The organism is Amycolatopsis coloradensis (genome assembly GCF_037997115.1).
Classification (GTDB): Bacteria; Actinomycetota; Actinomycetes; order Mycobacteriales; family Pseudonocardiaceae; genus Amycolatopsis; species Amycolatopsis coloradensis_A.
In genome coordinates this window covers 1,518,888-1,543,377 of sequence record NZ_CP150484.1, presented here as the reverse complement: position 1 = coordinate 1,543,377, position 24,490 = coordinate 1,518,888, and the positions used below count along the sequence as shown (strand labels likewise).

33 protein-coding genes and 1 tRNA gene are annotated in these 24,490 nt (G+C 67.5%); 12 read left to right on the top strand and 22 right to left on the bottom strand.

From position 1 onward, the window contains the following. Positions 1-15: 15 nt before the first annotated feature. The 12 genes from LCL61_RS06990 to LCL61_RS06935 all read right to left on the bottom strand — a co-directional run bounded on the left by LCL61_RS06990 (position 16) and on the right by LCL61_RS06935 (position 7,053). Positions 16-711: a hypothetical protein gene (locus LCL61_RS06990; protein ID WP_340686089.1), complete on the bottom strand. Its 696-nt coding sequence runs from the start codon at positions 709-711 to the stop codon at positions 16-18. 53 nt (positions 712-764) lie between these two features. Continuing rightward, entirely contained in the window at positions 765-1,277 is a 513-nt protein-coding gene (locus tag LCL61_RS06985) for a M50 family metallopeptidase (RefSeq protein WP_340686088.1), read from the bottom strand. A gap of 281 nt (positions 1,278-1,558) precedes the next feature. Beyond that, positions 1,559-3,724 (bottom strand): cell division protein FtsK, encoded by a 2,166-nt coding sequence (locus LCL61_RS06980; protein ID WP_340686087.1) that lies wholly within the window; start codon positions 3,722-3,724, stop codon positions 1,559-1,561. Beyond that, positions 3,721-4,797: a hypothetical protein gene (locus tag LCL61_RS06975; protein ID WP_340686086.1), complete on the bottom strand. Its 1,077-nt coding sequence runs from the start codon at positions 4,795-4,797 to the stop codon at positions 3,721-3,723. The genes LCL61_RS06980 and LCL61_RS06975 overlap by 4 nt, the downstream gene beginning before the upstream one ends. Then, positions 4,794-5,075: a hypothetical protein gene (locus tag LCL61_RS06970; protein WP_340686085.1), complete on the bottom strand. Its 282-nt coding sequence runs from the start codon at positions 5,073-5,075 to the stop codon at positions 4,794-4,796. Before LCL61_RS06970 ends, LCL61_RS06975 begins: the two co-directional genes overlap by 4 nt. Continuing rightward, entirely contained in the window at positions 5,072-5,311 is a 240-nt protein-coding gene (locus LCL61_RS06965; RefSeq protein ID WP_340686084.1) for a hypothetical protein, read from the bottom strand. Before LCL61_RS06965 ends, LCL61_RS06970 begins: the two co-directional genes overlap by 4 nt. 3 nt (positions 5,312-5,314) lie before the next feature. Continuing rightward, positions 5,315-5,509: a hypothetical protein gene (locus tag LCL61_RS06960; protein ID WP_340686083.1), complete on the bottom strand. Its 195-nt coding sequence runs from the start codon at positions 5,507-5,509 to the stop codon at positions 5,315-5,317. Next, on the bottom strand, positions 5,506-5,946 hold the full coding sequence (locus LCL61_RS06955; protein ID WP_340686082.1) for an RRQRL motif-containing zinc-binding protein: 441 nt from the start codon (positions 5,944-5,946) through the stop codon (positions 5,506-5,508). The genes LCL61_RS06960 and LCL61_RS06955 overlap by 4 nt, the downstream gene beginning before the upstream one ends. After that, positions 5,943-6,206 (bottom strand): hypothetical protein, encoded by a 264-nt coding sequence (locus LCL61_RS06950; protein ID WP_340686081.1) that lies wholly within the window; start codon positions 6,204-6,206, stop codon positions 5,943-5,945. Before LCL61_RS06950 ends, LCL61_RS06955 begins: the two co-directional genes overlap by 4 nt. A gap of 107 nt (positions 6,207-6,313) precedes the next feature. Then, positions 6,314-6,517, bottom strand: coding sequence for a hypothetical protein (locus LCL61_RS06945; protein ID WP_340686080.1), 204 nt, complete (start codon positions 6,515-6,517; stop codon positions 6,314-6,316). Further along, positions 6,517-6,819: a hypothetical protein gene (locus LCL61_RS06940; RefSeq protein ID WP_340686079.1), complete on the bottom strand. Its 303-nt coding sequence runs from the start codon at positions 6,817-6,819 to the stop codon at positions 6,517-6,519. The genes LCL61_RS06945 and LCL61_RS06940 overlap by 1 nt, the downstream gene beginning before the upstream one ends. A gap of 42 nt (positions 6,820-6,861) precedes the next feature. Then, on the bottom strand, positions 6,862-7,053 hold the full coding sequence (locus LCL61_RS06935) for a hypothetical protein (RefSeq protein ID WP_340686078.1): 192 nt from the start codon (positions 7,051-7,053) through the stop codon (positions 6,862-6,864). 141 nt (positions 7,054-7,194) lie between these two features. On the opposite strand from LCL61_RS06935, the gene LCL61_RS06930 reads away from it, so the two are divergent. Together LCL61_RS06930 and LCL61_RS06925 are read left to right on the top strand one after the other, a co-directional pair. Then, the gene (locus LCL61_RS06930) at positions 7,195-7,986 is read left to right on the top strand and encodes a GntR family transcriptional regulator (protein ID WP_340686077.1); all 792 of its coding nucleotides are present in this window, start codon (positions 7,195-7,197) and stop codon (positions 7,984-7,986) included. Between the two features lie 2 nt (positions 7,987-7,988). Next, a complete protein-coding gene (locus LCL61_RS06925; protein WP_340686076.1) occupies positions 7,989-8,846 on the top strand; it encodes a glycosyltransferase in 858 nt (285 codons plus the stop codon). 480 nt (positions 8,847-9,326) lie between these two features. Here LCL61_RS06925 and LCL61_RS06920 read toward each other — a convergent pair whose 3' ends face one another. Further along, a complete protein-coding gene (locus tag LCL61_RS06920; protein WP_340686075.1) occupies positions 9,327-9,782 on the bottom strand; it encodes a hypothetical protein in 456 nt (151 codons plus the stop codon). A 1,104-nt stretch (positions 9,783-10,886) separates the two neighbouring features. Here LCL61_RS06920 and LCL61_RS06915 point away from each other — a divergent pair. The 3 genes from LCL61_RS06915 (at position 10,887) to LCL61_RS06905 (ending at position 11,703) form a co-directional block, all read left to right on the top strand. Beyond that, positions 10,887-11,075 carry a DLW-39 family protein gene (locus LCL61_RS06915; RefSeq protein ID WP_034321928.1) on the top strand — a complete coding sequence of 63 codons (189 nt, stop codon included), beginning with the start codon at positions 10,887-10,889 and terminating at the stop codon, positions 11,073-11,075. Between the two features lie 37 nt (positions 11,076-11,112). Next, positions 11,113-11,185: transfer RNA gene (locus LCL61_RS06910), tRNA-Ala, on the top strand. Positions 11,186-11,262: 77 nt separating this feature from the next. Next, a complete protein-coding gene (locus LCL61_RS06905; protein WP_340686074.1) occupies positions 11,263-11,703 on the top strand; it encodes a hypothetical protein in 441 nt (146 codons plus the stop codon). A gap of 226 nt (positions 11,704-11,929) precedes the next feature. Here the strand turns inward: LCL61_RS06905 and LCL61_RS06900 are convergent, their stop codons facing one another. The 5 genes from LCL61_RS06900 to LCL61_RS06880 form a co-directional block, all read right to left on the bottom strand. Next, complete coding sequence (locus LCL61_RS06900) at positions 11,930-12,328, bottom strand: MerR family transcriptional regulator (RefSeq protein ID WP_340686073.1); 399 nt, start codon at positions 12,326-12,328, stop codon at positions 11,930-11,932. A gap of 19 nt (positions 12,329-12,347) precedes the next feature. After that, a complete protein-coding gene (locus LCL61_RS06895; protein ID WP_340686072.1) occupies positions 12,348-13,283 on the bottom strand; it encodes an alpha/beta hydrolase in 936 nt (311 codons plus the stop codon). A 64-nt stretch (positions 13,284-13,347) separates the two neighbouring features. Further along, positions 13,348-14,007, bottom strand: coding sequence for a response regulator transcription factor (locus tag LCL61_RS06890; protein ID WP_340686071.1), 660 nt, complete (start codon positions 14,005-14,007; stop codon positions 13,348-13,350). Beyond that, positions 13,998-15,071 carry a sensor histidine kinase gene (locus LCL61_RS06885; protein ID WP_340686070.1) on the bottom strand — a complete coding sequence of 358 codons (1,074 nt, stop codon included), beginning with the start codon at positions 15,069-15,071 and terminating at the stop codon, positions 13,998-14,000. The genes LCL61_RS06890 and LCL61_RS06885 overlap by 10 nt, the downstream gene beginning before the upstream one ends. A gap of 60 nt (positions 15,072-15,131) precedes the next feature. Continuing rightward, the gene (locus LCL61_RS06880) at positions 15,132-15,983 is read right to left on the bottom strand and encodes an ADP-ribosylglycohydrolase family protein (protein WP_340686069.1); all 852 of its coding nucleotides are present in this window, start codon (positions 15,981-15,983) and stop codon (positions 15,132-15,134) included. 53 nt (positions 15,984-16,036) lie between these two features. Between LCL61_RS06880 and LCL61_RS06875 the strand changes: the two genes are divergently transcribed. Then, on the top strand, positions 16,037-17,230 hold the full coding sequence (locus tag LCL61_RS06875) for a DNA glycosylase AlkZ-like family protein (RefSeq protein WP_340686068.1): 1,194 nt from the start codon (positions 16,037-16,039) through the stop codon (positions 17,228-17,230). Here the strand turns inward: LCL61_RS06875 and LCL61_RS06870 are convergent. From LCL61_RS06870 to LCL61_RS06860, 3 genes are all read right to left on the bottom strand, one after another. Next, a complete protein-coding gene (locus tag LCL61_RS06870; protein WP_340686067.1) occupies positions 17,211-18,488 on the bottom strand; it encodes a M14 family metallopeptidase in 1,278 nt (425 codons plus the stop codon). The two genes, LCL61_RS06875 and LCL61_RS06870, sit on opposite strands and share 20 nt — an antisense overlap. A 94-nt stretch (positions 18,489-18,582) precedes the next feature. Then, the gene (locus tag LCL61_RS06865) at positions 18,583-19,224 is read right to left on the bottom strand and encodes a pyridoxal 5'-phosphate synthase (RefSeq protein WP_340686066.1); all 642 of its coding nucleotides are present in this window, start codon (positions 19,222-19,224) and stop codon (positions 18,583-18,585) included. Next, the gene (locus LCL61_RS06860) at positions 19,224-19,943 is read right to left on the bottom strand and encodes a hypothetical protein (RefSeq protein WP_016330478.1); all 720 of its coding nucleotides are present in this window, start codon (positions 19,941-19,943) and stop codon (positions 19,224-19,226) included. The genes LCL61_RS06865 and LCL61_RS06860 overlap by 1 nt, the downstream gene beginning before the upstream one ends. Before the next feature lie 71 nt (positions 19,944-20,014). On the opposite strand from LCL61_RS06860, the gene LCL61_RS06855 reads away from it, so the two are divergent. The 4 genes from LCL61_RS06855 (at position 20,015) to LCL61_RS06840 (ending at position 21,986) form a co-directional block, all read left to right on the top strand. Beyond that, the gene (locus LCL61_RS06855; RefSeq protein ID WP_340686065.1) at positions 20,015-20,539 is read left to right on the top strand and encodes a DUF2020 domain-containing protein; all 525 of its coding nucleotides are present in this window, start codon (positions 20,015-20,017) and stop codon (positions 20,537-20,539) included. 168 nt (positions 20,540-20,707) lie between these two features. Continuing rightward, positions 20,708-21,160: a DUF6918 family protein gene (locus tag LCL61_RS06850; protein ID WP_340686064.1), complete on the top strand. Its 453-nt coding sequence runs from the start codon at positions 20,708-20,710 to the stop codon at positions 21,158-21,160. Positions 21,161-21,387: 227 nt separating this feature from the next. Then, the gene (locus LCL61_RS06845) at positions 21,388-21,777 is read left to right on the top strand and encodes a nuclear transport factor 2 family protein (RefSeq protein ID WP_340686063.1); all 390 of its coding nucleotides are present in this window, start codon (positions 21,388-21,390) and stop codon (positions 21,775-21,777) included. Next, positions 21,774-21,986, top strand: a complete 213-nt coding sequence (locus tag LCL61_RS06840) for a heavy-metal-associated domain-containing protein (RefSeq protein ID WP_340686062.1) — start codon at positions 21,774-21,776, stop codon at positions 21,984-21,986. Before LCL61_RS06845 ends, LCL61_RS06840 begins: the two co-directional genes overlap by 4 nt. Positions 21,987-22,053: 67 nt before the next feature. On the opposite strand, the gene LCL61_RS06835 is transcribed toward LCL61_RS06840, so the two are convergent. Then, positions 22,054-22,755 carry a hypothetical protein gene (locus tag LCL61_RS06835; RefSeq protein WP_340686061.1) on the bottom strand — a complete coding sequence of 234 codons (702 nt, stop codon included), beginning with the start codon at positions 22,753-22,755 and terminating at the stop codon, positions 22,054-22,056. 89 nt (positions 22,756-22,844) lie between these two features. On the opposite strand from LCL61_RS06835, the gene LCL61_RS06830 reads away from it, so the two are divergent. Both LCL61_RS06830 and LCL61_RS06825 read left to right on the top strand, forming a co-directional pair. Continuing rightward, on the top strand, positions 22,845-23,405 hold the full coding sequence (locus LCL61_RS06830) for a peptidylprolyl isomerase (protein ID WP_034321953.1): 561 nt from the start codon (positions 22,845-22,847) through the stop codon (positions 23,403-23,405). Positions 23,406-23,448: 43 nt separating this feature from the next. Further along, positions 23,449-24,411 (top strand): rhomboid family intramembrane serine protease, encoded by a 963-nt coding sequence (locus LCL61_RS06825; RefSeq protein ID WP_340686060.1) that lies wholly within the window; start codon positions 23,449-23,451, stop codon positions 24,409-24,411. The last annotated feature ends 79 nt before the right edge of the window (positions 24,412-24,490 follow it).

Sequence of the window (24,490 nt, the reverse complement as noted above, 5' to 3'; positions counted from 1 at the left end):
GCACTGACCTGCGAACTAGCGGCGGCGGAGGTTGCGGAGGTTGATCCCGATCTGGAACGGCACGACGTCGTCCCCGCTGGCGACGTTGTGGGTGGACTGCTGGCCGTCGGCGGGGGAATCGGGCTGGTAGTCGTCGCTGTGGTGGACGGTCGCGGCGCCACTGCGCGCGGCGGCTCGTGCCCGTGCCGCGCCCTTGCGGGCGGCGTCGACGGCGCGCTTCACGTGGTCGGGCAGGTCGTCCATGCTCGTGACCTGGGTGCCGTTCATGACGACGGTGCCGCCGATGACGACGTCGGCCTGAATCCCGACCGTGGCACCGGGTGCGGCGTAGTTGACGTTGGTGAACGTGGTCCCGCTCTGCCCGGAGTTCGTGGCGCCGCGGTCACGTCCTGCCGCGCCGGTGTCCTCGCGGAATTCGTTGCTGTCCACTGTGTCTTCTCCTGGTGTCGTGTCCCCGTCCTGAGCAGCAGGGGAGGGAATGCCGGCATCGGGAGTGAGCGGATACGCGGCGTGAGTGTCGGCAAGGCGCTGCTTCGCGGCGTCGAGCCGGGCCTGCGCGGCGGCTTCCGCGGTGTCGTCACCTGCAGCACGGGCGGCTTTCACCGCGTTCTGTGCGCGTTCGACCTGCTTGTTCACGGTGTTCAGGGCGCGGGCGCGGTGCGCGGAGCTGCCGGAGCAGCGGCGCCCGCCGTCGGAGGATGAGCGGCACATACGGTCTCCTTGGGGTGTCGTGTCCCTGTGCTGAGCTGGGGGTTCGCGGAAGGTCAGACTTTGGAGCCGGAGATACGGCCCTTGGCGTTGAGCAGGGCGGCGACCCGTTCGATGCGGCCCCAGTGCTTCCGGACCTGCCTGTGGGCTTCGCGTAGCGCCTGGCCCTTGCTGATTCCCGTGCCGCGGNAGTGCTTCCGGACCTGCCTGTGGGCTTCGCGTAGCGCCTGGCCCTTGCTGATTCCCGTGCCGCGGGAGTCGCGGCGGAAGTTGCGGTGATCGCCGCCGGCGGTGTGCTTGGCGAGGCTTTCGGCTTTCCACTGGCCGTAGCCGTTGCGGGTCAGGAACCGGGTTTCCGCAGCTTGACCGGCCATGACCATGGCCAGCCACGCCATCGGGTTGGCCTCGTCCGGGCCGTCTTCGACGGTGCAGGTGTTCCCGGCGCCGTTGCCCAGGATCTCCAGGTGGCTGACCCGGCCGCCGTTGACGACGTGGATCACGGCGTGTCCGGCCTCGTGGAAGGCGATCGCGAGCCGGTCGAGGTCGGCGGTGTCGTCGGTGCGTCCCATCGCGAAGTCCTCTCGTCAGTTACGGTGAGTGAGCATTTTTGGCATGGGGGTGCCGTGGCGGCGGCCGGTGGCGCGTCGCCTGAGGGGTGTGGACTTCGAGTGAGATCGGGAGTGAGGTCCCGCGAGTCCGGTTAGGTTCCTAACTCCCGGAGTGAAATCCGGGCTCTGGCCTGCTGATCTGCGGAAAGTTAGCCGGGTGAGGCGAGTTAGCCCGGTCCGTCAGGGGCTCGTGATCATGGTTTCCGGCGGTGTCGCCGCCGTCCGGGCCGGGCTAACTCCGGTCACTCGTCGCCGTCCAGGTCCGCAGTCGCTTGCTTCGCGAGAGCTTCACGCACCGTGACCGGATCGACCGGCCAGCGGTTGCCCGTGGAGGGCACCTTGACCCCGTACTGGGAGGCCAGGATCTCCCGCAGGCCCTTGCCCGTGAGCCGCTTGTACGGCTCCCAGCCCGGGGCGTGCGCTGCCAGCAGCGCGGGCACATCCGCTGCGGGCACTGTCGTGTCCCCGAGGACGGAGTCGAGGTCTTCCAGCAGATCCCGCGCCACCGGGATTTCCCGGGCCGGCGCCGGGGTGCCCGGCAGGGATTTCATTGCGGCCAGCGACCGTTCGATGATCGGGGTGACCTGGTCGTTGTCGCGGGACACGTCCAGGAAATACACCTGCACGATCTCCGAGCGCTCCCCGGTGAAACCCTTGACCACCGCGGTTCCCTTGTCGGTGCCCGGAATCAGCTCCGTCGCGCGGTGACCGGCGGCGTAGGCACCCTGCCCGAGCAGCGCGTCGTTGGCCACGTGGTCACCGACGGCGAACGCGACACCGTTGGAGCAGTTGCGCGTGACGTCGCGGGGCATCGAGTCCTTGGTAGGGGCCTGCGTGGAGACGATCAGGTGAATCGCGCGCTTGCGTCCCAGCCGGACAATGTCGACCAGCAGCCGCGAGATTTCCTTGCCGTACAAGGGATGTTGGATCGCGACGTGCGCCTCTTCCAGCAGCGCGAAGATGGGGTGCAGGCCGACGTTCTTGTTCGCGTACTCCCGCGTGACGGCGGGGATCTCGTACTTGACCAGCAGTTCGCCGCGGCGCTGCACTTCGGCGTGCAGGTCCTGCAGGTCGGCGAGGATTTCGCCGATCTTCTCGTCTTCGGCGCCCATCACGTAGCGGGTGCACCGCGGCTTGAACACCTCGAAGTCGAAGTTCGCGTCCGGCACCCAAATCCGCAGCTCGGCAGTGGGATCGAGTGCCGCACCGGCCATGATGATCCGGGCCGCGGACGACTTGCCCTGGCCGGGCATGCCGCCGCAGATCGTGTTCCGTTCCATGAGCGGGGCGTTGATCGGGTTGCCCCGCAACGTTTTCCCGAACGGAACACCCTTGAACACGTCCACCACACCATCGGTGAGCAGCGGATACTCGCCCGCGCCTTCGGCAAGCGCGCCCTTGTCGGCAACCCACAGGTCGAGGATTCCGGCCTCGGACCCGGTGGTGGGCCACACTTCCTTCGCCAGCCGGTGCAGACCGGTCGCGAGGTCCCCGCGGCGGCGGGCGACCTTTTCCGCGGTCACACCGGCCGGGAGCCGGACGACGGCGTGGGTTCCGCGACCGTCCACCCGGGCCGGGGTGAGGAACTGCAGCGGCGAACCGGTCTTGAGGTAGGCGGTGATCTGGGGGATACGCAGGGCAGACAGCGCGGCCGCGATCGTGGTCTCATCGATCGACACGTCCACATCGGACTCCGCCGACGTCGCCAGCCAGCCCGGGGCCGCACCGGCCTTGCGGCCCAGGTGCCACAGCCCGATGACGGCAACCCAGGGGGCGGCGAGCACGATCGGGCCCCAGGCGATCGTGAGGACCATGACCACCCAGTTGATCGCGTCGATCACCGCGCTGAGCGGGGCGATCACATCGGAGATCCGCTCGTTCGCCACCGCCAGCACGATCCCCAGCGCCAGCAGGAACCCGATCCCCGCGGCCACGCTGATCACCAGCGCTTTCGCGACCTTGCCCGGGGCCTGCAGCATGTCCATCCGGCGGGAATGCCGGCGTTCCTTCGCCGCTTCGGCGCGCTCGTCCCACTCCTTGAGGGCTTCCATGTCCCCGCGCAGCTCCGCACCGCGCATCAGCCGCTCATACCGGGCGTTCGTCGACGATTCCCACGCACGCACGGCCAGCACCTTCGCGCCGCCGCCGACGTAGACGGCGTTGCGGACCAGCGCCTTCCCGACGGTCTTGGTGCGCTCGTGGGTCGCGACGGCCTTGGTGACGCGGGCGACGGTGACCACGTCGTTGCGGTACCCCTGGTACCGCGCCATCATCTTCGCCTTCTCCGAGGTGAGGCGCTGGTACTCCTCCTCGGTGATGAACTCGCCCTCGATCGCGCCGCCGTCGACGGTCGGGAGGTGGTGCACGGTCGCCAGCTCCGCAGACTCCGTGGTCTCGTTCGGGTTCACTTGGCGTCTCCCTTGAACTTGTCGCGCAGCTTGCGGGCCGATTCCGGCTTGCACTTGAGCGCCTTACGGATCGATTCGGCCGACGTCGGGTTGACGTCCCCGGCCTTGACCAGCGACCAGAACTGGTCTTCCAGCTCCGCGGGGGTGCGGGTTTTCGGTGCCCGGATCGTGCGGCGCCGCGGGGTCGATTCCTGCTGGTCAACCTCCGGATCGAGCACCGCGACCGCGCCGGAACCGGCCGTGTCGGCGGTCGGGGTGATCGAGGGTCGATCCTGCTGCGCGAGCCACGCCGCTACCTCGTCGGCGAGACTGACCGGAACCTCCGTGAGGCGGCCGCGGCGGCTGATCTCGTACCGGCCCGGGGCGAACACCAGCGTCGCGGTTCCGGTGTGGTCGATCTCGCCGACCGCGTGCCGGATCGCCGCCGCGCGGATCTTCATCGTCTTCGCGAGTGCCTGCCGCTCCAGCTTCGCCGCGGCCTTCTCCACCGCTGTCCGGCGCGGGGACGCGACCGCGAGTTGGTGGGCGATGACACCGGCGATCGACACCAGGCCCATCAGCAGACCCGAGGACCAGCCGTGGCGGAGACCGTCCAGCAGGTTCAGGGCGAACCCGTATCCGGCGAACACCCAGATCCCGACCTGCAGCGACCACACCGGACGGCCCGGCGTCCGCCGCGCCACCTGCACCGCGACCGCGAACGCCCACATCCCCAGTTCGCTGATCACCGGGAGGACGACTCCGAGGGCGCTGCCGTAGGTCTCGACACCGTGGCGCGCCATCGCGGGCACCGCCAGCACCGCCGCGGCCACACCCAGCAGGTAAATCGGGCCGTCCACCCGATGCGCCGCCAGCCATCCCGCCAGCGCCGCCCACCGGGCCGCCCGCTTCGCCTGCCGCGCGGCCTTGGCCGCGGCGTCAAGCTCGGCCTGCGCGGCGGCGTCCTTGCGCTGCTGCTCCGCCAGCGCCACCCGTTCGGCCACGCGCCGCTCCGAGCGGGCCGCGGCGTCGAGCCGGGCCTGTTCCCGGTCGGCGATCCGGTCCGCGCGCTGCTGTTCCCTCCACGTGCTCATGCCCGAACCTCCCGCTCACTCGCCATGCCGGCGTTCCCGTGCGGCCCCGTCTCGATCTGCCGGGGCAGCACCTTGTTCTGCAGCTCCGCCCGCGTCTTGTGGTCGCGGATCTCGTTCAGCGCCCACCACACGGCGACGACTCCGGAGACCGTGGCCAGCCACGGCCACACCAGCACCCCGGCGACGGCGGGAAGGGTGATCCCGGCCAGTTCCCCGGCGTGCCCGACCGTCCAGGCCACCGCGGCGTCGGTGCGGGTCCGCTCGTTCTGCTGTGTCATGGCCGGACCTCCCGTCCTGTTGGCGTGCAAGCGAAGTGGTTGATCGGACCGCGCGGTGACCGTGACACTTGCGTCACCGCATAGCCATCGACCCGGCTCATCACTCCGGTGATGACCTGCAGCAGCAGCCCCAGCGGAATCCGCATCAACTGCAGCACCGCGAACAGCACCACCGCCGCCACGAACCGCAGCAACGCCCCAGTGCCGCGCGTCTCCAGCACGTTGAAGACCGTCATGGGTCAGCCCTCCCAGTCACACAGATCGCAGAAGGCTTTGTCGGGGTCGTCGGGAGCCGGGCCGCGCAAGGTCTGCACTGTCGCTTCGGCCTTGCAGGCCGGGCAGTCGGAGAAGGTTTCCGGGCAGTCGTCATCGGACTCGTGCCAGTAGCCGCAGGTGTCGCAGCAGTAGCCGTACTCGTCCTCGTCCATGCTCACGCCGCCTCTTCCACGTCGTTGGCCATCTCGATCTCCAGGCAGGACCAGCACTGCCGGGTACTGGTCGGCACGCAGTAGTCCTTCTCTGCGGCGCAGTCCACGCAGGTGCGACGGGCACGCATCGCGTACTGCAGGTTGCGCAGCCGCGAGACCCGCTGAGCCTCCGACGGCTCCGGACGCAGGGCGGCGTCCGCCAGAGCGAACAGCTCCGCCACGGACTCCCGGGCGTAGGGCTTGCGGTGCCGGAACACCAGCAGCGCCACCGGGTCCAGCCCGGCCACCGACCAACCGGCCTCGCGCAGCTGCGTGGTGGTGTAGAGCCCGACCGGGGCCTCGTCCCACCCGAAGTAGGGCAGGCCCTCCCGGATGCCGCGGGCTTCCGCGACCAAAAGCCTGTCCCCGTAAGGGATCTGCACGATGATCCGCGCGGCGCTCACAGGACTTCACCCGCTTCGATCACCGGGCCGCGCTCGTTGAACCACGCCACCGCGGCCGACAGCTGCGCGAACCGGCCAAGCGCTTCCCGGTAGGAGGCGTCGGTGACCAGGTCCTCGGTCCTGAAGCTGTCCGCGCGCATCTCCGTGCACTGGCGGATCAGGTTCACCCACTCGCCCATGGCGTCGAGCCCGGCGTTGAGCTGCCGCACAGCGCGCTCACGCGTTCGGGCGGCGAACTGGCGAGTCTCGTCCTCTACCATCGGGAACCCCTTCGAGTCCTTAGCTGGCTGGTCGGGACCCGGCGCGGTCGGCGCGTTCTTGGCGGAGTGGGCCGCCGCGTCGGGGCAAGTGATCAGGAAGCGGGGCATCACGCCACCGCCATCAGCTGGGCCGCGTGCTGGTGTGCCTGCTCGGCCTGTTCCGCGGCGCCGGCCGCGCCCGTGGCGGCCAGGTGCTCCAGCACCACGGCCTTGCGCTCGTACCAGGCGGCGACCGAGGCCACCGGCGCGTCGACGGCCGGGCGGGTCAGGTGCAGCGCACCCAGTTCGGCGAGCACGTTCCGGGCCGCCATCACGCGGCCTCCGTCCCGGCAGGCGCCGACACCGGGAGACGGGTGGGCAGCGACCGCAGCGCCTCGCGGCCGGCGCGACGGCGGGCACGTCCCGCACGGCGCTGGTCGGTGAAGTCGTAAAGGAACGCCGCAGAGGCGGCGTGCTCATCGGCCGCCAGCTCCCGATCGACCTCTTCCAGCAGCGCGTCAATCGCGGATTCGGTCAGACCATCCGGGTAGAAACCCTCACCCTCGATACCGTCGCAGACCTCCGGGAAGGTGGCCGGGGACGCCGGGTACCAGGTGTTGCGCTTCGCGTTCATCTGTTCTCCCAAAAGTGCGTTGTCGTTGTGTGAACGTGCAGGTCAGAAGCTGTTGAAGAACGTCACGACGCTCGTCGCAGCGGTGTCGATCGCCCCGAACACGGACTTACCGAACGCCGCGGCCTCGATCGGCGCCTTCACGATCAAGACCAGCGCCAGCACCACCAGAGCCCCGAACACCCACTTCCCCTTGCCGCCACCGAGCTTCAGGCCAGGAACCTTGTGCTTCACCATCTCGTTCTCCCTTCGAACTATCCCGGGACGCTTCTCCTGTACCGGGATGATGGCCATGACTCTGCCGTCAGCCTTCCGGGATGTCAAGAACTATCCCGGGATAGTTTTCATAGGCAGGGAAGCTGTGGGAGGATGGGAGACATGGAACGAGTGGATGCGAAGGCTGTGGCCAGGCAACTTCGGGCAGCCATCCGCGAAGGTGAGCTGCCGGAAGGGGCAACCCTGCCGACTAACGAGGTGCTTCGTGAGCGGTTCGGGGCGGGCAAGAACGTGGTCTCAGCGGCGATCCAGACTCTCAAGGGAGAGGGCTTGCTCACCGGCGGGCGGGGCGGACCTGTGCGCGTCCGGGTCACGCCGAAGCACCTGACGCGTTCGAACACCGCTTACCAGGAGGAGAAGGATCTCGTCAGGGAGCCCGAAGAGGTTCGTCGCCGTCGGGGTTCCGCAGAACGCGACGCCAATATTGACATTGAAGCCGTCAATGATGATCAGGCGACCTATGACGTCGTGGAACCGCCTTCGGACATAGCCGAGATCCTCGGTTTGTCGCCGGGGCAATACGTCCTGCGGCGGACGTATCTTCGCCAATATCAGGAAGGCGAGGGATATAGTCGAATGGTCTCCTATATCCCGTATCGCCTCGTAAAAGATTACCCGCCACTATTGGACGCCAGCAATGAACCGTGGCCAGGCGGTACGCAGCACCAGCTCTTCACTGCGGGGATCGAGTGCGGAAAGATTATTGATCAAGTTACGGCACGTATGCCGACAAGTGAAGAATCCGACCTGTACGATATTCCATTTAACGTGCCAGTGCTTGTCATTAGGAAAAAAACTTACGATACAGCGGGGCGCGTAGTAGACGTCGGTCAATTGCTAATACCGGGCGATCGTGCATTATTGGAATATGTTACCGAACTGCGACGTTGGTGAGGATGACTGTGGCAACCCCTCGACTTATTTCAGTAGTAACCCCAGTATTTGATGGCGGCCACCACTACTTGCGCGAAGCCTACGAATCACTATGTGCTCAAGACATGCCAGATGGCTGGGCTTGGGAGTGGTGCGTACAAGAGGATGGCAGCACTGGAGTACCCATGCGCGAACTGCCAGCCGACGACCCCCGGATTCAATTCGGCACCGGCCTGGCGGGGCGCGCCGCTGTGGCGCGAAACATGGCACTAGCTCAAGCAAGCGGGATTGTCATTCGAAACCTCGATGCCGATGATCTGCTTCTGCCGGGTGCTTTGAAACGTGATATCGAAACGTTGCGTCGAGTAGCATGGTGCGTGTCGGCTGCGCTGGATCTCCTGCCTGGCGGGGAGACGGTGCCCGGTCCCTATGATCCGCCTAATGGTCCAGTCGATAGGGAGCGGTTCTATCGCGAACAGGAAGACGACAAACTTTCTGTTCAGGCAACCACTTTTGCAGTGCACACCGATTTGATATGGGCACTCGGGGGGTGGACTGCCATTACGGGGGCTGAGACAGTTAGCACCTTGCTTGCCGCTGAAGCGGTAACGCCAGGTGAGTTTATCGCCGAACCCAGCGTGCTCTATCGGAAACATTCAGCGCAGACAACTGCGGACGATAGCTATTGGAACCCGCAGGAAGAAGCGGCGCGTAAGAGGTTTGGCCTAATGCGAGCTAAGTCGTTGCGCGCTGGCGATTATTATTACGACCTAGGCGACATTGACAATGGCGATGGGGAAATGGGCACTTCCCTGCCGCCGGAGGGGCGGCAGGCGCAAGCCATGTCACGTCTAGTTCGACGTAAGGAGGGTTGGGCCTAGAAGGGAGCGAGCTGATCTCCTCCCGTGGGACATCAGCCGCGGCTTGACGCGTCCGGATGGCGAAGACGCTCTCGGGTCGCTTCCAAGCGTGGCGCCAACGCGTCCGACAAGATCCACTGCCGTTGGGGAGTGCCGCCGCTTCCCGGGGTTCCCAGCATGAACGACACCCACCCCGCCCAATGGCCGGAGGTTGTCGCGGACCACGCGCTGAGCAGTCCGGGCACCATGCCCGTCAGGTCGAGACCGTCCGGCATCGAGGCGATCGGTGTTCCGACGGGGAAGACTTGGCGCAGGTCAACCCACACGGGGCGGGCAGGATTGACCTCGTGGAGGTAGAGGGCAGGGGAGGACCTCGCCGCAGCCGGATCGGACATGTGTTCGATTATGCAACGAGTGTCACTACGTGATCCAGGGCGGCGCGACCTGCAGAAACGGCGATGCCGGCATCGGACAGCGCACGACACCCCTCGCTTGCCGAACTCAGTCGGCTATAGCACCGGGCGGGTAGAAGTTTCGTTTCCCCTGGTAGTGGCGATCGAGAACGTCTTCTAGCTCCCCCTCTGGACTCGGGCCGCCATCATCGGTGCAGAAGGGGGTGATCTTGTCGACGATCTCCCCGAAACGCTGCTGCGCTGCCTGCTTGGTCAGGTTGATGCACTTCCCGATCTCGGACCATGAAGCTCCTTCAGTTCGAGCCTGCGCGATCAGAAAGGCATATTCGACGTCAATTGAGCGCTCAAGCCATCGAAGGATCGCGAGACAGTTCAACGGACCGAGGGGATCCTCGTCCTCGTCATCCGCGTCCTCGGGTGCGTAGCCGTAATACTCGCTCCCGAGGCGAAGGACGGACTTCCGAAGTTCATCGCCTGCTGCTGTCGGAGCCACTTCCGGCCAGGTGAGGTGTGCTGGGCTGTGCACGATCCATATGGGTTCCACCTGGTCAATCTTAGTTGACGATTTCCCGATGGCTGTGTGCGAACCTAACGTCAGGCGGCAGGCCGGAGCCACAAAAGCAGACGGCCCCCGCGTCACCGGGAGCCGCCTAGCCCAAGTCCGACTGCTGCGGAAGAGGACGTACATGACTGTAGTGGAACCTGACAGAGACGCCAGAGCTGATCACAGCGAGGCTCGCTTAAGTGCTGGTGACAGCGGCCTTCTGTCGATGCGAGCCCTGTTGATCATCACATTGTCGGGTGTCGTTGCTTTGCTCGCGGGCTTAGCGGCCGGTACTCAGGCCGGCTTGGGGGCACTCGCAGGAGCTGGTCCAGGCTGGGGGCTCGCAGTCGGCATCATCACCGGCTTGGCCGCCGCCGCGTTAGCCGGACTGACCTGCGCAGGTGGGCTCCATGTGTTGATAGGGCGAACTCGATGACAGTCGAAACAGTTCGCAGGTGGGGTGCGACCATTCTCGTCGGTTGAGCCAGTCACCGAGTGACAGTTGGGACGTGTCTTGGCTGTCACCCCTGTCACTCTGTCACTCCACCCCCTGTGACCTGCGCAAATAGGAGTGACAGGGGAGTGACAGGGGTAGCGTTGTCACTCTTCCCACTCTTCTTCTATGTCACAGCAGTAACTACGGCTGAAACAGGTGGGGGGCCCTGCCTAGGTAGGAGGTGCCCCCACCTGGTTCAGCCTCTTTCTAGACCCGTGTGGGTGGCAAAGTGAGTGACGATCGCGATGGAAATGCGCGTACGTCCGCGGACGTACGCGGACACACCTGCCCCAGGTCGGGTCCCGATTGACAAGGTCAGTAACCGTGGCTTTTGGCCTGATAACGAAGAGGTCCCAGGTTCAAGTCCTGGTGGGCCCACCCGGTTGGCCCGGTTGTATCTGCAAAATGCGCAGATGCAACCGGGTGTTTTTCGTTTTGGGGGTCGAACCCCCAAACCCCCGCCAGGGAGGGCTTCGCCCCCCTGGACCCCCCCAAGCGTTGGGGCGCGTGGCCGTTGTGGGTTCCGGTGGTCCGCGGTTCCACGTGGAACGTGGTGCAGTAGCATCGGTGGGTAGGCGGAGCAACTCGGCGGAAAGAGGGGGCTTCTGATGAAGAAGCTGTTGGCACTCGCGGTCATCGCGGGCGGCGTGCTGTTCGTGATCAAGCGCAACAAGGCCGCCAAGGCCGAGGCCGACCTCTGGCGTGAGGCCACCGCTCCCACCGAGCGTCCCCTGGGATCCGCCTCCACCAACGGAAGCGCTCCGGCCAAGGCCGCGGACGCGTCCCGCAACAACTGATTTCGGCGCGGGCGGTTATCATGATCGGCTGCGATCCGGGGCTGTAGCTCAATTGGTAGAGCACCGCCTTTGCAAGGCGGGGGTCAGGGGTTCGATTCCCCTCAGCTCCACTCTGGGATTCACGAAGGGGATCCACGAAGGCCACCCGCACCGCGGGTGGCCTTTTCGTTTCCCCCAGAATGCGCGCATGGGTGTGCTCTTCGACTACTTCGCCGCACCGGACAACGACGCCGCGGCCGCCACCATCGACCTCGTCGGCGGCCCCGCCGAGGCGTCCTTGCCGACCGTCCAACTCAAGGGTGTGGATCCGTTCGTTCAGCTGGGCACGCTGGAGTCCCTGCTCACCGGTGCCGACTACGAGACCGTCATCGACCGCGAAATCGCCCCCGTCGCCATGGCCGGTGACGGCGTACGTCTGGTCGTCCCGCTGACCGAAGAGCTGTCCGCCGCGCTGTCCGACGCCGACGAAGCGCGCTTACGCGAGGTGGCCGAGCCCTGGTCCCGGACCGAGGAGTTCGATGGCCAGGCCGACCCCGCCGACTTGGCCGCCGTGCTGACCGGCCTCGCGGAAGTCGCCCGCACCGCCACGACCAGGGGCGACCGCCTCTACTGCTGGGTCTGCGTCTGAGGAGCGATGTTCGTCACCGTACGCGGATGACAAAGTCGTGCGCCCAGCCAAGTCAACGCTGCTTACATGGGGGTGAATCCGGACAGCGAGGTGAACATGGTCAAGTTTCGAGACCGACCTCGACGATCTCAGGTTGTCGAGCAAGGAACTGCAGAAATGCCGCGGACATAGTCAGCCGCGTTCCTCGCCTCCGCCGCGGTGGTCGCGGCGGTGACGATGCCGGCGCTCAGCTCGCCGCCGCGTGGGCGGGCAGGTCGACCCGGTCGCGGAACCAGGGGCAGTCCTCAAGGTTCCCCTCGCGGCGGCAAGTGAGGAGCTCGACCAGGTAGTCGTGCGCGGTGTCGAGCCGCGCACGCTCCCGTTCGATCTCGGCGACCCTGCTCGTCACCACCTCCCGCCAGCGCTGCTGTTCGGCGAGCAGTTCGGTGATCCTGGTCAGGCCGAGCCCGCCGATCCGCCGCCAGTGCTTGATCAGCGCGATGCGGTACAGCTGGTCGTCGTCGTAGTACCGCTTGCCCGAACGGCGGAAGGCCGTGATGAGCCCGCGGCGTTCCCAGTAGTGCAGGGTCGAGATCGCCAGCCCGAAATGGTCGGCGGCCTCGCGAACCGGCGTCAAGGAATCCATGCGACCAGTCTAAGTTAGGTCACCCTAACTTTCGAGCCAGCCAGGTGAAGGTCCACCGGTAGAAGGCAGGCGCGGCGAGGCTGGTGTTGATCGAGTGACCGCTGCCCCGCACGATCTTGTCGGCGCCGCAGTCGCCGTTCCCGCAGACCAGGGTGTCGTGCTCGCCGAGCACGTACGCCGTCGGGACCTTCGGTGCCGATCGTGTCGCCGCGCCGGGTCCCACCGAGCGGAGTTCCGCCGACGCCAGCGTGTCCTTGAGGGCTTCTTCGACGGGAATGATCGCGGGGTCGTAGGTGCCGGGGTGGTGGAAGGTCTGCGCGCGGGTGCCGGGACGTGTCGTGAAATAGCCGCGGGCCCAAGGCTTTCCGGCGAACTTCGGGTCCAGTTCGGCAGGGAAGAACGGTGATTCCGTCGCCGCGGACCGTGCGCCGGGCCGGTCGCGGGGGATGCCGCTGACGATCACGGCGTCGACGCCGCCCCGTCCGGCGGCCCGTTCCGCGACGAGCCCGCCCATGGAGTGTCCATTGAGGACGATTGTGCGGAACCGTGGGCGCAGCTGCCGGACGACCTGGTGGACGGCCTCGCCGCCGGCCTCGAAGTCGAGGGTTTCCGGATCCGGACGGCTGCTGCGGCCGTACCCGAGCCTGTCGAGGTTGAGCGTCGCGTAGCCCGCGCGGGTCGCACTGTCCACATAGGAATACCGACGCGGCTGGTACGGCCAGTCCCAGTAGTCACGGTCGTAGGTCCCGCCGTGCAACAGGATCTGGATCGGCTTGCGCGGGGTGAGCTTCCCGCGGACGCAGAGTTCGCCCGCGATCGTCTGGCGTTCGCCGTTCACCTGGACCGCGAAACGTTGTTCGGCGCAGCGGGCCGGTCGTTCCGCGGCGAGCGCGGTCGTGGTTCCGGACAGGGAGAGGAATGCGGTGAGCAGAGCGGCTTTCGCGAGGAATTTCATGGCGGAAGCGTCGCTCGCGTGCCGAGGTCGCGTCGTCGTGCCGGCGTGGGGATCGGTGGCTACGTCAGACGCGCACCATCCCGCTCTGATAGGCGAAGACCACGAGCTGCGCGCGGTCGCGGGCGTGGACCTTGGTCATCGCCCGGCTGACGTGGGTCCGGACGGTCGCCGCGCTGATCACGAACTCCCGCGCGATCTCCTCGTTCGACATTCCCTGCGCGACGCGAAGGACGACTTCGTGCTCTCGTTCGGTGAACGCCGAGCCGTCGGCACGGGGCAGCGAAGGTGACGGCCGAGCGGTGAATTCCGCGATCAGCCGCCTGGTCACGCTCGGGGAGAGGAGCGCGTCTCCCGCCGCCACGACGCGGACCGCCTGGATCAGATCGGCGGGCCTCGTGTGCTTGAGCAGGAAGCCGCTCGCTCCGCCGCGTAGCGCGTCGAAGACGTATTCGTCGAGGTCGAATGTCGTCAGCATGAGGACGCGGACACCGGAAAGCCGTTCGTCCGCCATGATCCGGCGGGTGGCTTCCAACCCGTCCGTCCCTGGCATCCGGATATCCATCAGCACCACGTCGGGCACGGTTTCCGCGACGACGGCGACCGCCGCCTCGCCGTCGTCCGCTTCCCCCACCACGGTGATCCCGGCTTCCGCCCGGAGCAGCGCCGCGAACCCGGACCGCACCAGGAGCTGATCGTCGGCGAGCACCACCCTGATCACGGCCATCGCGCGCTCACCCGGAACCTCCCGTCCTCACGGCCCGCGGTCAGTGTGCCGCCGGTCGCCCTGGCCCGTTCACCCATTCCGCTGATCCCGGCACCGGGGACGTCCGGACCAGGCGCGCGGACCTCGTTGACCTCGTTGATTACGTCGAGCCGCAGGCCCCTCTCGTCGGCTCGCACCGTCACTTCGGCGGCCGACCTGCCGTGTTTCGCGGCGTTCGTGAGGGATTCCTGGACGATCCGGTACACCGCGCCGCCGACCGGCTGCCCGATCCCGGGAGCGTCGAGGTCCAGCGTGACGGCCAGGCCCGCCTGGTTCGCCGACGCGACCAGCGCGGGAATGTCCGCCACCTCGGGCGCCGGCCGGAGCGGGGCGGATTCGTCACGCAGCAGCCGCACCATCGCGTTCAGCTCGTCCAGGATCGTCCCACTGACCGTGCGGACGACACCGAGCGCTTCCTTCGCCACTTCCGGGTGATCGTCGATCACGTGCTCGGCCATCCCCGACTGGACGTTGATGACCGCCATCGCGTGGCCGACGCTGTCGTGCAGATCCTGGGCGATGCGCAGCCGCTCGCCGAGGACGCGATCGCGTTCCGCCTGTTCTGCGGCCGCGGCCCGCTCACGCCGTCCTCGAAGCGCGTCGGCCGCGAAGACCGCGAAGCCTGCCCAGCCGACGAAGACCAGATCGAGGACGCCCGCCCCGCCGGTGGCCAGGTTCACGCCGACGACTATCACCGCCATACCGCCCGCGACGGCGTACGCGAGCCGCCGCGGACGCAGCGTTCCGAGCGCGAACAGCGGCACGAGACCGGCGAACAACACCGGACCGTCGGGATAGCCGAAACCCAGGTAGAGCAGCAGCGCAAACGCTTCCGTTCCGGCCGCGACAACCGGAAGCCGCCACGCTGCCGCGAGTGTGAGACAAGCGAGCGCGACGACGGCGAAGCCGAACGCGTCGACCGGGCGTTCCCCAGGCCCGGGTTCGAGATTCGCCGTGCCGACGACGAGCAGCGCGCTCACCGCGAGCCAAGCGGCGACTGCTCCGCCCCTGATCAGCCACTTCACCCGCCCAGTCTGCCGAAACCGGACGGCGCGCGCGTCCGCGTTCCGTGGAGCCCGCCTACGTCAGATGTGCAGCAGCCGCTCGTCGAGCGCCGCCAGATAGTCGCGGCCGAACTCGCCGTTCTCCAGGTCGCGCCACAGCACCGGCGGCAGATCCTGAGCCACCTCGGGCGAGCGCGACGCGGCGGCCAGCGCGATCGTCGCGACGGTGTCGACGTCACCGGTGAGCGCGACGGTGGCATGGAGCATTCCGCTCAGGCTCCGGCAGGACGCGAGGGTGGTCAGCGCGGCGCGCACGCTCATCCAGCCCTGCGGCCCGACCTTGCCCGACCACGGCAGCGCCCAGCCGCCGTGCCCGACGTCCTCCGGAAGGATCCCGTCGATCCACCTCGCGAGCTCGGAAAGCGGACCCACCCGATGGTGGCAGTAGTGCACGGCCAGCGCGGCGGCCTGCGCCGCGGCGATCCCGGCCGGGGTGTCGTGCGTGATCCTGGCCTGCAGTTTCGCGTGGTAGAGGACGTCGTCGACGGTCGGCAGGAGCCCGATCGGCCCCGCGCGCATGGCCGCACCGCTCTTGTCGCTTTGCGGCTGGAGGCGCCGTAGCAGCTCTTCGCCGTCCCGGACCTCGCTGAGCAGCTGATGGAAACGCGGCGCGTAGCCGTCGTGCGGATCGCGGTGATACGCCCGCACGAACTGCTCGGCGAGCAGCAGCGGCGTCCATCGCCGTCCCGACACGAGCACCTCGGCGATCGCGATCGTCATCTGCGTGTCGTCGGTGTAGCGACCGGCCGGGGCGCCGGGCTGACCGTGATGCGGCACGTAACCGGTCAGCTTGTTGTGTTCGGCGACGAAGCTCGGGTACGCGTGCTCGAAGGAGCCTCCGTACGCGTCGCCGATGGCCAGTTCGACCAGCATCCGGTAATCGTGCCAGGCTGCGGGGTATCGCCCGATACCCATACCGTGGAGTCATGGCGACCGACAAGCTGCGCGCGTGGTGGGCACATCGGCAGGGGCTCGACGGAACGCGGCGCGGATCCTCGGCGGCCGCCGTGCTGGAGCGGACCGGCTGGATGCGCTCGGTCGGCGGATCGGCGCCCTATCTCGGGTTGTTCGCCAGGGCGGGCCTCGATCGCGAAACGGTCGACGCGGACGTCGCGCGGCTCGCCATCCACGAACTGCCTTCGGCGCGTGGCTGCGCCTACGTCCTGCCGTCGGTGGATTTCGAACTCGGCCTGACCGTCGGCGCCGCGGCGCCCGCCGGTGAACTCGCGGCCGCGGAGAAATACCTCGGCGTCACGCAGGCCGAGATCGAGCAGTTGTGCGTCACCATCGCCGATCTGCTCGACGGCGCCGGCGAACCGCTCGCCCCGGCCGCGATCAAGGACGCCGCCGGACCGGTGGTGCGCAATCTCGGGGAAGCGGGCCGCAAACGCAGCACCACCACGACGTTGCCGCTCGCGCTCGGCCTGCTCCAGGCCCGCGGCGACATCCGCCGGGTCCCGGTCGACGGGCGGCTGGACCAGCAGCGTTACGGCTACGTCCGCTGGGCGCCGTCCCCGCGCGGTGGACTGTCCGATATGGACACCGCGCGAAAAGAACTCGCCCGGCGGTACTTCTCTTGGGCGGCCCCGGCGTCGCTGAAGCATTTCCGCTGGTTCTCCGGTTTCACCGCGACCAGTGCGAAGAAGATCGCGGAACAGCTGGAACTCGTGCCGCTCGACGGCACCGATCTCTTGCTGCCCGAGGAGATCGCCGACGAGTTCGCCGCGTTCACCGTGCCGGCCGAGCCGTCGTACGCGCTGCTCGCCGGGATCGACGGCGTCCATCTGCTGCACCGCGACCTGCCGCGGCTGCTCGCCGACGCCGACGTCGAACGCCCGGTGCCCGGAGGCCGCGCGGGGGAGACGCTGGGCGGGCAGGCGGATCCGCCGAGTCACGTCATCGTCGACCGGGGGCGCATCGCCGGCTTGTGGGAATTCGACACGGAGACGCGCAAGATCGTCCACAAGTTCTTCGGCGAAGAGGACACCGCGCTGCGCGAGACGATCGCGCGGACCGAGGAATTCGTCCGTGACCAACTGGGCGACGCCCGGAGCTTCAGCTTGGATTCACCGAAGAGCCGGGCGTCGCGAGTGGCCGATCTCAGGCTTTCGCCTCGTTGATCAGGATGTCGACCGCCTTGTCGTTGCGGGCGGTCTGCTCCGGGATCACCGAAGCGGGCGGGTAGAAGCCGTCGATCCCGCCGTCCTTCGGGTACATCTCGAAGGTGTAGCTGAGGATCTTGTGCTTGCCCCACAACCAGTCGTTGACGTCGCCGTCGGTGACGTACAGATCGCTGGACTGCTCCGGCGTGTAGCCGTTGGTGGCGGCCATCTGCTTGCCGACGTCGGCGAAGCGCTTCGCTTCCTCTTCGTTCAGGCCCGTGTCGGTGTCGGCCTTCGTGTAGCCGTACGGCCAGAGCACCAGTTCCGAGAAGGTGTGGAAGTCGATGTGCGTCTTGATCTGCTGCGCGCCACCGACCACGCGGGAGTCCACGAAATCCGCGACCGCCTTGGTCTCCGGCTCGGAGAACGCCGACGGACCGTGGTAGTCCTCGGCCGACGGGCTGTTGCTCGACCCGCCGCAGCAGTTCCACTTGTAGTCCCAGTTGCGGTTCGGGTCGGTGCCGATCGCGCTGCTGCCCGGCACGGGCTTCCGCGTCTTGCGCCAGCCCTGGTACTCGCCGCCGGAGATGTCGTACTCCGAGCCGTCCGGGTTGACGTTCGGGATCACGTAGATCTCGTGTTCGTCGACCATCTTCTTGATGGCCGCGTCGGTCGCGTAGCCGCTGGTGAACCGCTGCACGATCCGCAGGCACATCTCAGTGGTGAGGTGTTCGCGCGCGTGCTGGTTGCAGGTGAACAGGACCTCGGGCTCGTTCTCGTCCGTGCCCGCGTTGTCGCTGATCTTCAGCAGGTTCAGCTCGCGGCCCTCGTGGGACTTGCCGACGCTGGACAGCGTCGCGATGTCGCTGTGGTCCTTCGCGGCCTTCTGCAGCTCTGCGGTCGTTTCGGCGTAGGTGTGGTACGCCTCGTCGCCCGGAGGGAAGTCGCCCGCGACCGCCGCGGTGCCCGCGCGACCGCTCCGCTGCTTGAGCATGCTGTCGAAGTCGCCGAGCGGTTTCAGGCCGAAGCCGTTCGCGCGCAGGGCCGCGGCCTGCCCCGGCGTGGCGACGACGGTCAGCGCGCCGCCGCGCGAGCCCGCGACGTCGACGCCGGTACGAGCGACCTCGGTGCGTTTGTCCGGGGTGGACGCGCCCTCCACCGAGTACAGCCCTCTCGCCGGGTCGCCGGTCTGGGCGCTCGCGACGGGCGTCGTGACGGCCAGCAGGGCGAGCCCTGTGGCGGCCAAGGCGCCCCCGATGCGACGGCGTGTGGACATTTCGCCTCCGAACGATCTGGGACAAGGTGTCCGTTCACCGTCGCCGAAGTGAATCATCCACGACAACCCGACGATCGTCGTTCCCAGTTACCGTTTACGGCCAGAGGCGTTCTTTGCGCCAGCTTCCGTTCTCGCGCCGGTAGCGGAGCCGCTTGTGCCGCCGGTCGTGGCTCGCCTGCCAGAACTCCACTTCGGACGGCGTCACCAGGTACCGGGTCCAGGTTTCCGGTGCCACGCCGGGATTCTCCCCGACCCACCGCTCCGCTTCCGCGGCCGCGTGGTCGAGATCGGCCGGATCCTCCAGTACCTGGGACTGTCTGCCGATGAACGCCTCCACCCGGGACGCCGGCGGCCGGGCGGTGAAATCGGCGGCGGACACTTCGGGATCGGCTGCCGAGACCGGACCGCGCAGGCGCACCTGACGGCCTCGTCCCGGCCAGAAGAAGGTCAGCGCGGCGAACGGATTATTCGCCAGCTGAACCCCTTTCGGGCTTTCGGAACTCGTCGCCACCGCCCAGGTGTCCCCGTCGACGTCCTTGAGGATCACGACCCGCGCGTCCGGCACCCCGTCGGCGTCCACTGTGGACAGAGTGACGGCATGCGGCGCCAGGACGTGTTCACCCGCTTCTTCGAGCCATTCCAGGAAAAGCTCCCGCGGGGTCGCTGGTGCGGCCTCGATGCCGAACTCCGGAAGTTCCTCGGGGAACGACGGCCAGCCGCGCAACGTGCGGTTCATCAGTACCCCGGCGGGCGCTGCGGCGGATAACCGGGCGCGGGCGGCGGATAGTGCGGCGGATGCTGGCCCGGCGGCGGACCCTGCGCGGGCGGCGGCCCGACCGGGTACTGCGGCGGCGGTGGCTGCTGCGGCTGCCAGCCGGGAGGCGGCTGCTGACCGGGAGGCGGCCCCGGCGGCCCTGGCGGCATGGGCGGCTGCTGGCCCTGCGACTGCGCCCATTGCACTTGCTGATAGACCTCGGCGGGCTGCGGGAAGCAGAACGTCAGCTTCGCGTTGACCGAACCCTGTACCGCCGCGCCCCACAGCTTCCCGCCGACGAACGCGTACATCTGGGCCGCTGAAACGTCGACGGCCACCATGCGCGTCTCGCCGCCGAACTGGTTGCCGGACTTCGCCGACGCGGCCTGCGCGGCGTCCGGGTACACGCGGTCGCCGATCAGCCCGGCGATGACCACCGAAGCGGCCGTCCAGCCGACCGTGCCCATCACGTTCGCGCGCGCGTGCTGCGTCGCCAGCCCGGTGAAGTCGTACAACGCGGGCGCGGTCACCTCCGGGATCGCCGCGGCGACCACGCAGTAGTTCATCGTCGACATCATCACGGACTCGGTGAACAGGCCCACGACGGCCGCGCTCGGCCCGATCTGGACGGTGTTCAGCCTGCCCCCGCTGCGCTGGATACGCTCTGCCACCGCACCCAGGTACTGCTCCTTGCTGAGCACTGACCCTCCCGAAGACTCCTCGCGCACGGCCATCGTCGCACGAACGGCGATCTGCTTCACTGGACGCCACTATGCGACGTCTTCTGATCTTGCCGCTCGTCGTGCCGCTGCTGGCGGCCTGCGGGCCGACGGAACAGCCGCCGCCCGCGGCGAGTTCGCCCGCGCCGTCGAGCACCGCGGCGCCCAGCATCCCGCCCGCCCCGGAACCCACCGGCAAGGGACCGTGCCCGTACCTCGGCACCGACTTCGTCTCGGACGCCAACGGGCAGAAGGTCTCCAAGGTCAAGACCTCGGCCGATCAGCCGCATCCGACGTGTTTCTTCTATGCGCTGAGCGGGAAACTGCAGCTCACCGTGCGCGTGTACGTCGGGGAACCCGCCGTGGCCAAGGCACTGGTGGACCAGGCCGCGCCCATCGACACCTCGAACCCGGCCGACGAACCGGCGGGCTGGAAGGGCGGCTACCAACCTTCCGGGGAAGGCGCCGTTTACGCGGTCGCGAAGGGCGGGAACGCGGTTGTCGTGACCACCAACCAGAAGCAGAGCATCAAAGCACGTACGGTGGCGAAGGAGGCTATCGGTGAGCTGAAGCTCTAGGTAGTGGTATCCACACGTCAGAGTGAAGTTGATCTTGTACTACCCTGTGCCGCACGCGCGAGGTTTCGCGGGACCAGCGCGGGCGCCAGATCCGGCGGAGGCCGCCTTGCGGTGTGGCTCGGCGGCACAAAAGATCATTTCTCCCCATAAGACAAAAGGACAGGTTTCGTGGCTGACACCCTCAAGGAAATCTTGCTCGACTCCAGCCGTCGCCCGGCGGTCGTGAGCGACTTCGAAGGTCTCGTCGACGCCGAGGTCTCGGACAAGGGCGGCGTTTCGGGTGCCGTCGTGAAGACCGGCTTCGCCGCCGTCAAGAAGATCAAGCCGGGCATCATCCCCGCCGCCGTCGACACCCTGCTCGACGACTTCACTGTGGCCCTCGAGCCGTTCTACGGCGACTACAAGGCCAAGGGTGGCAACGACTTCGGCGCCTACCTGGTCGGCCGCAGCGACGAGGCTTCGGACGCGCTCCTGTCGGTCACCGACTCGCGCGCCGAGAAGAGCAGCCGCGACAGCATCAAGAAGGTCTACTCGAAGCTGCGCCCGAACGGCAAGAAGAACGTCGAGGAGGCCCTTCCCCGCCTCGGCCAGCTGATCGACAAGCACGCCGCGAACGCGTGACCCGTTCAGCCACGCGCTGAGCCGAACACCCGAAGGGGCGTCGTCCGCTCTCGACATCACGTCGGAAGTGACGGCGCCCCTTCGTCGTGTTCATGGGCCCTGGTCAGGCATCTTCCGGACCAGCAGGGGTGAAGGCTCCCTGAATAATTCTGACACCTTGTCAAAGCTCCCGCTCCGCAGATATCTTACAGATTGTAAGAGTTAACTCAGGCGGCTTGGGGAGCACGATGACGCCCTTTCACGGCACCGATCCGAAGAAGTTCATCGCGGACTTCCACGAGTCCTTCCACGACGAACTGGTGAACGGCGACGAAGACGCGGGCGTGATCGTCGACCGCTATCACACGCCTGACATCGTGCAGATCGCCGACGGGCACCGGATGGACCGGGACAAGCTCATCGCGCACACCCGCCCGGTCCGCAAGAACCGGCCCACCGCGCGAATGGAGGTGCACGACGCGGTGGCGGACGGGAACCGGATCGCCGCGCGGAGCACTCTCCACGTGACGAATCGCGAGAGGGACCTCAAGCTGGAGGTGTACTTCTTCGGGGAGTTCACCCCCGACGGCCGGATGCGGCGGGGACATACGCTCACCCGGACCGTGCCGGCGGCATGAGCACGAGCACCTATGCCGTGCGCGGCATGGCCTGTGGGCACTGCGCGGATTTCGTCACCGAGCAGATCAAGACCATCGCGGGAGTCACCGCCGTGGCGGTGGACGTCGACAACGGCATGGTGACCGTGACCAGCGACCAGGACCTCGACGTCGCAGTCGTCCGCGCCGCCGTCGAAGAAGCGGGCTACGAACTCGTCCCCGGAACGTGAAAGGGCCGCCCAGGACCGGACAGTGGTCCTGGGCGACCCTTCGCGACAAGCAGAAAAGCGTGAGGCGTCAGTTCTTCTTGTCGGCGGAGCCGGCGTTCGAAGCCTGGTGCCCGTTCTTCGGAGCCGCGGGCTTAGCCGCACCCGAACCCCCAGCCGGACCGGAAGCGGCAGGCTTCGCCGGTGCGGGTTTCGGAGCGGCCGCGGCCGGAGCCGCGGGCTTGGCCGGAGGAGCGGGCGGAGCCTTCGGCGGCGCGGGCGCGACCGGCGGCTCCTGCTTGGAACGCAGCGCGTAGGCGGCACCGGCGCCGACGACCGCGATACCGATCACCCACGGCCAGCGACGACGCTTGCGCGTTCCCTTGGCCGCCGACTTCGCCTCGACGAGCGCGGCCTTGAAGTCCTTCTTCGCCGCCTTGAAGTTCTTCTTGCCCCGGCGCTTGGACTCACCGGCGGACTTCGCGGCCTGGATGGCGGCCTTGCGCGCCTTGCGGCCCGGCTTCCGCATCTCGGAAATCCTGGCCAGAGCCTCCTTGCGAGCCGCCTTGGAGCTGCGCTTGAGCTCCTTGCGGGTCAGTTCCGTCTTCTTCGCGAGCTTCTTGCGCGCGCGACGGCTGGTCTTAGCGATCTCACCGGCGCTCTCGGAGAGCTTCTGCTCGGCTACCTCGACGGCGTGGGCGGTGGCTTCCTTACCCGCCTCGACGGCACGTTTGCGCAGGCCGAGCGCGCCGGCCTTCGCCGACTCGCTCACCGAATCTGCGGCCCGGGTCATGGCCTTCACCTCATCAATCGTTTTGATTCTGCTTCGTTGCTTGTAACCTATCGTGCCCCTTTTCCCCAGATCTTGCCGCAGATGGCACGATGAAGCTCGTGACTGAAAGCAAGGGATCCCTCATTGGTGGCGCGCTGAAGGCCACTCTGCACACCAACCAGGGTGACATCAACCTGAACCTGTTCCCCGACCACGCGCCGAAGACGGTCGCGAACTTCGTCGGGCTCGCCGAGGGCAGCAAGGAGTACACCCAGCCCAACGCGCAGGGCACGAACTCGGGCCCGTTCTACGACGGGTCGATCTTCCACCGCGTCATCGACGGCTTCATGCTGCAGGGCGGCGACCCGACCGGCACCGGCCGCGGCGGCCCCGGCTACAAGTTCGGCGACGAGTTCCACCCGGAGCTCCAGTTCTCCAAGCCGTACCTGCTGGCCATGGCCAACGCCGGGCCCGGCACCAACGGCTCGCAGTTCTTCATCACCGTCGCGCCGACGACGCACCTGAACTTCAAGCACACCATCTTCGGTGAGGTCGCGGACCAGGCGTCCCGCGACGTCGTCGACGCGATCGGCCGCACGGCGACCGGTCCGGCGGACCGTCCGCTGCAGGACATCGTCATCGAGAAGGTCAGCATCAGCCGCGAGGGCTGATCGTAGAGCCGGTTACGGGGGATTTCGGTAGGTTGGTGGCATCGTGAGCCAACCACCGAATCCCCAGTACCAGCAGGCCGCCATGCCCGGCTGCTGGTGGCACCCGAACCGGCCGACCGGGCTGAGCTGTTCACGCTGCGAGCGTCCGGCCTGCCCGGATTGCCTGCGCGAAGCCGCCGTGGGCTTCCAGTGCACGGACTGCGTCCAGGCGGGGCGCCAGCAGGATCGCGCCCAGCAGAAGCAGTACCGCGACGCGGGCTACGGCGCGCGCACTCTCGCGGGCGCACAGCCCGTTCAAACGGCTGTCGTGACGCCTGTCCTCCTGGCGCTCAACGTCGTCATCTTCTTCGTCACGGTCGCCCAGTCCGGCAGCATCGTGAACAACAACTTCTCCGAGCTCTTCCAGCTCGGCCAGCTGTGGAATCCGGCGACGCTGGCCGGCGACGAATGGTGGCGGATCTTCACCTCGGGCTTCCTCCAGTACGGCCTGCTGCACATCGCGAGCAACGCGTTCTCGCTGTGGTTCGTCGGCCGCCCCCTGGAGACCGCGCTCGGCCGCGTCCCGTTCACGGTGCTCTATTTCGTTTCGATGATCGGCGGCTCGGCCGCGAACCTGGTGTTCAACGGTCTCGACGCCGGTCCGGTGGTCGGGGCGTCCGGCGCCATCTTCGGGCTCATCGGCGCGTACACGGTCATCGTCATCAAGCTGAGGCTCAATCCGACCTGGTTGCTGGTCATCCTCGGCCTGAACGTCTTCATCACCTTCCAGGTGCCCAGTATCTCGATTCTCGGCCACGCCGGTGGCTTCGTCGGCGGCCTGGTGGCCACCTTCGCGCTGCTGTACGCCCCGGAAAAGAACCGGCTGAAGTGGCAGCTCGGCGGTATCGCGATCGTCGTGGTGGCCATGATCGGCCTCATCGCCTGGAAGGACTCGCAGACGATCTCCGCGTCCTGCGAGCTCACCACCAGCCGGGGCGCCCCCACATACGTCTGCTACCCGGAGTAGTCCCGGTTCCCCCGAGTGGGTCACCCGAATACCCGGTGGAGAAGCAACAAGCCCGGGTATCTTCGAGTTGATCATTGAC

Coding starts and splice junctions, on each gene's coding strand:
- LCL61_RS06990 (WP_340686089.1), bottom strand. CDS start 711: ATGTGCCGCTCATCCTCCGACGGCGGGCGCCGCTGCTCCGGCAGCTCC.
- LCL61_RS06975 (WP_340686086.1), bottom strand. CDS start 4,797: ATGAGCACGTGGAGGGAACAGCAGCGCGCGGACCGGATCGCCGACCGG.
- LCL61_RS06970 (WP_340686085.1), bottom strand. CDS start 5,075: ATGACACAGCAGAACGAGCGGACCCGCACCGACGCCGCGGTGGCCTGG.
- LCL61_RS06965 (WP_340686084.1), bottom strand. CDS start 5,311: ATGACGGTCTTCAACGTGCTGGAGACGCGCGGCACTGGGGCGTTGCTG.
- LCL61_RS06950 (WP_340686081.1), bottom strand. CDS start 6,206: ATGGTAGAGGACGAGACTCGCCAGTTCGCCGCCCGAACGCGTGAGCGC.
- LCL61_RS06945 (WP_340686080.1), bottom strand. CDS start 6,517: ATGGCGGCCCGGAACGTGCTCGCCGAACTGGGTGCGCTGCACCTGACC.
- LCL61_RS06940 (WP_340686079.1), bottom strand. CDS start 6,819: ATGAACGCGAAGCGCAACACCTGGTACCCGGCGTCCCCGGCCACCTTC.
- LCL61_RS06935 (WP_340686078.1), bottom strand. CDS start 7,053: ATGGTGAAGCACAAGGTTCCTGGCCTGAAGCTCGGTGGCGGCAAGGGG.
- LCL61_RS06930 (WP_340686077.1), top strand. CDS start 7,195: ATGGAACGAGTGGATGCGAAGGCTGTGGCCAGGCAACTTCGGGCAGCC.
- LCL61_RS06925 (WP_340686076.1), top strand. CDS start 7,989: ATGACTGTGGCAACCCCTCGACTTATTTCAGTAGTAACCCCAGTATTT.
- LCL61_RS06915 (WP_034321928.1), top strand. CDS start 10,887: ATGAAGAAGCTGTTGGCACTCGCGGTCATCGCGGGCGGCGTGCTGTTC.
- LCL61_RS06905 (WP_340686074.1), top strand. CDS start 11,263: ATGGGTGTGCTCTTCGACTACTTCGCCGCACCGGACAACGACGCCGCG.
- LCL61_RS06900 (WP_340686073.1), bottom strand. CDS start 12,328: ATGGATTCCTTGACGCCGGTTCGCGAGGCCGCCGACCATTTCGGGCTG.
- LCL61_RS06895 (WP_340686072.1), bottom strand. CDS start 13,283: ATGAAATTCCTCGCGAAAGCCGCTCTGCTCACCGCATTCCTCTCCCTG.
- LCL61_RS06890 (WP_340686071.1), bottom strand. CDS start 14,007: ATGGCCGTGATCAGGGTGGTGCTCGCCGACGATCAGCTCCTGGTGCGG.
- LCL61_RS06880 (WP_340686069.1), bottom strand. CDS start 15,983: ATGCTGGTCGAACTGGCCATCGGCGACGCGTACGGAGGCTCCTTCGAG.
- LCL61_RS06875 (WP_340686068.1), top strand. CDS start 16,037: ATGGCGACCGACAAGCTGCGCGCGTGGTGGGCACATCGGCAGGGGCTC.
- LCL61_RS06870 (WP_340686067.1), bottom strand. CDS start 18,488: ATGTCCACACGCCGTCGCATCGGGGGCGCCTTGGCCGCCACAGGGCTC.
- LCL61_RS06865 (WP_340686066.1), bottom strand. CDS start 19,224: ATGAACCGCACGTTGCGCGGCTGGCCGTCGTTCCCCGAGGAACTTCCG.
- LCL61_RS06855 (WP_340686065.1), top strand. CDS start 20,015: ATGCGACGTCTTCTGATCTTGCCGCTCGTCGTGCCGCTGCTGGCGGCC.
- LCL61_RS06845 (WP_340686063.1), top strand. CDS start 21,388: ATGACGCCCTTTCACGGCACCGATCCGAAGAAGTTCATCGCGGACTTC.
- LCL61_RS06840 (WP_340686062.1), top strand. CDS start 21,774: ATGAGCACGAGCACCTATGCCGTGCGCGGCATGGCCTGTGGGCACTGC.
- LCL61_RS06835 (WP_340686061.1), bottom strand. CDS start 22,755: ATGACCCGGGCCGCAGATTCGGTGAGCGAGTCGGCGAAGGCCGGCGCG.
- LCL61_RS06830 (WP_034321953.1), top strand. CDS start 22,845: ATGAAGCTCGTGACTGAAAGCAAGGGATCCCTCATTGGTGGCGCGCTG.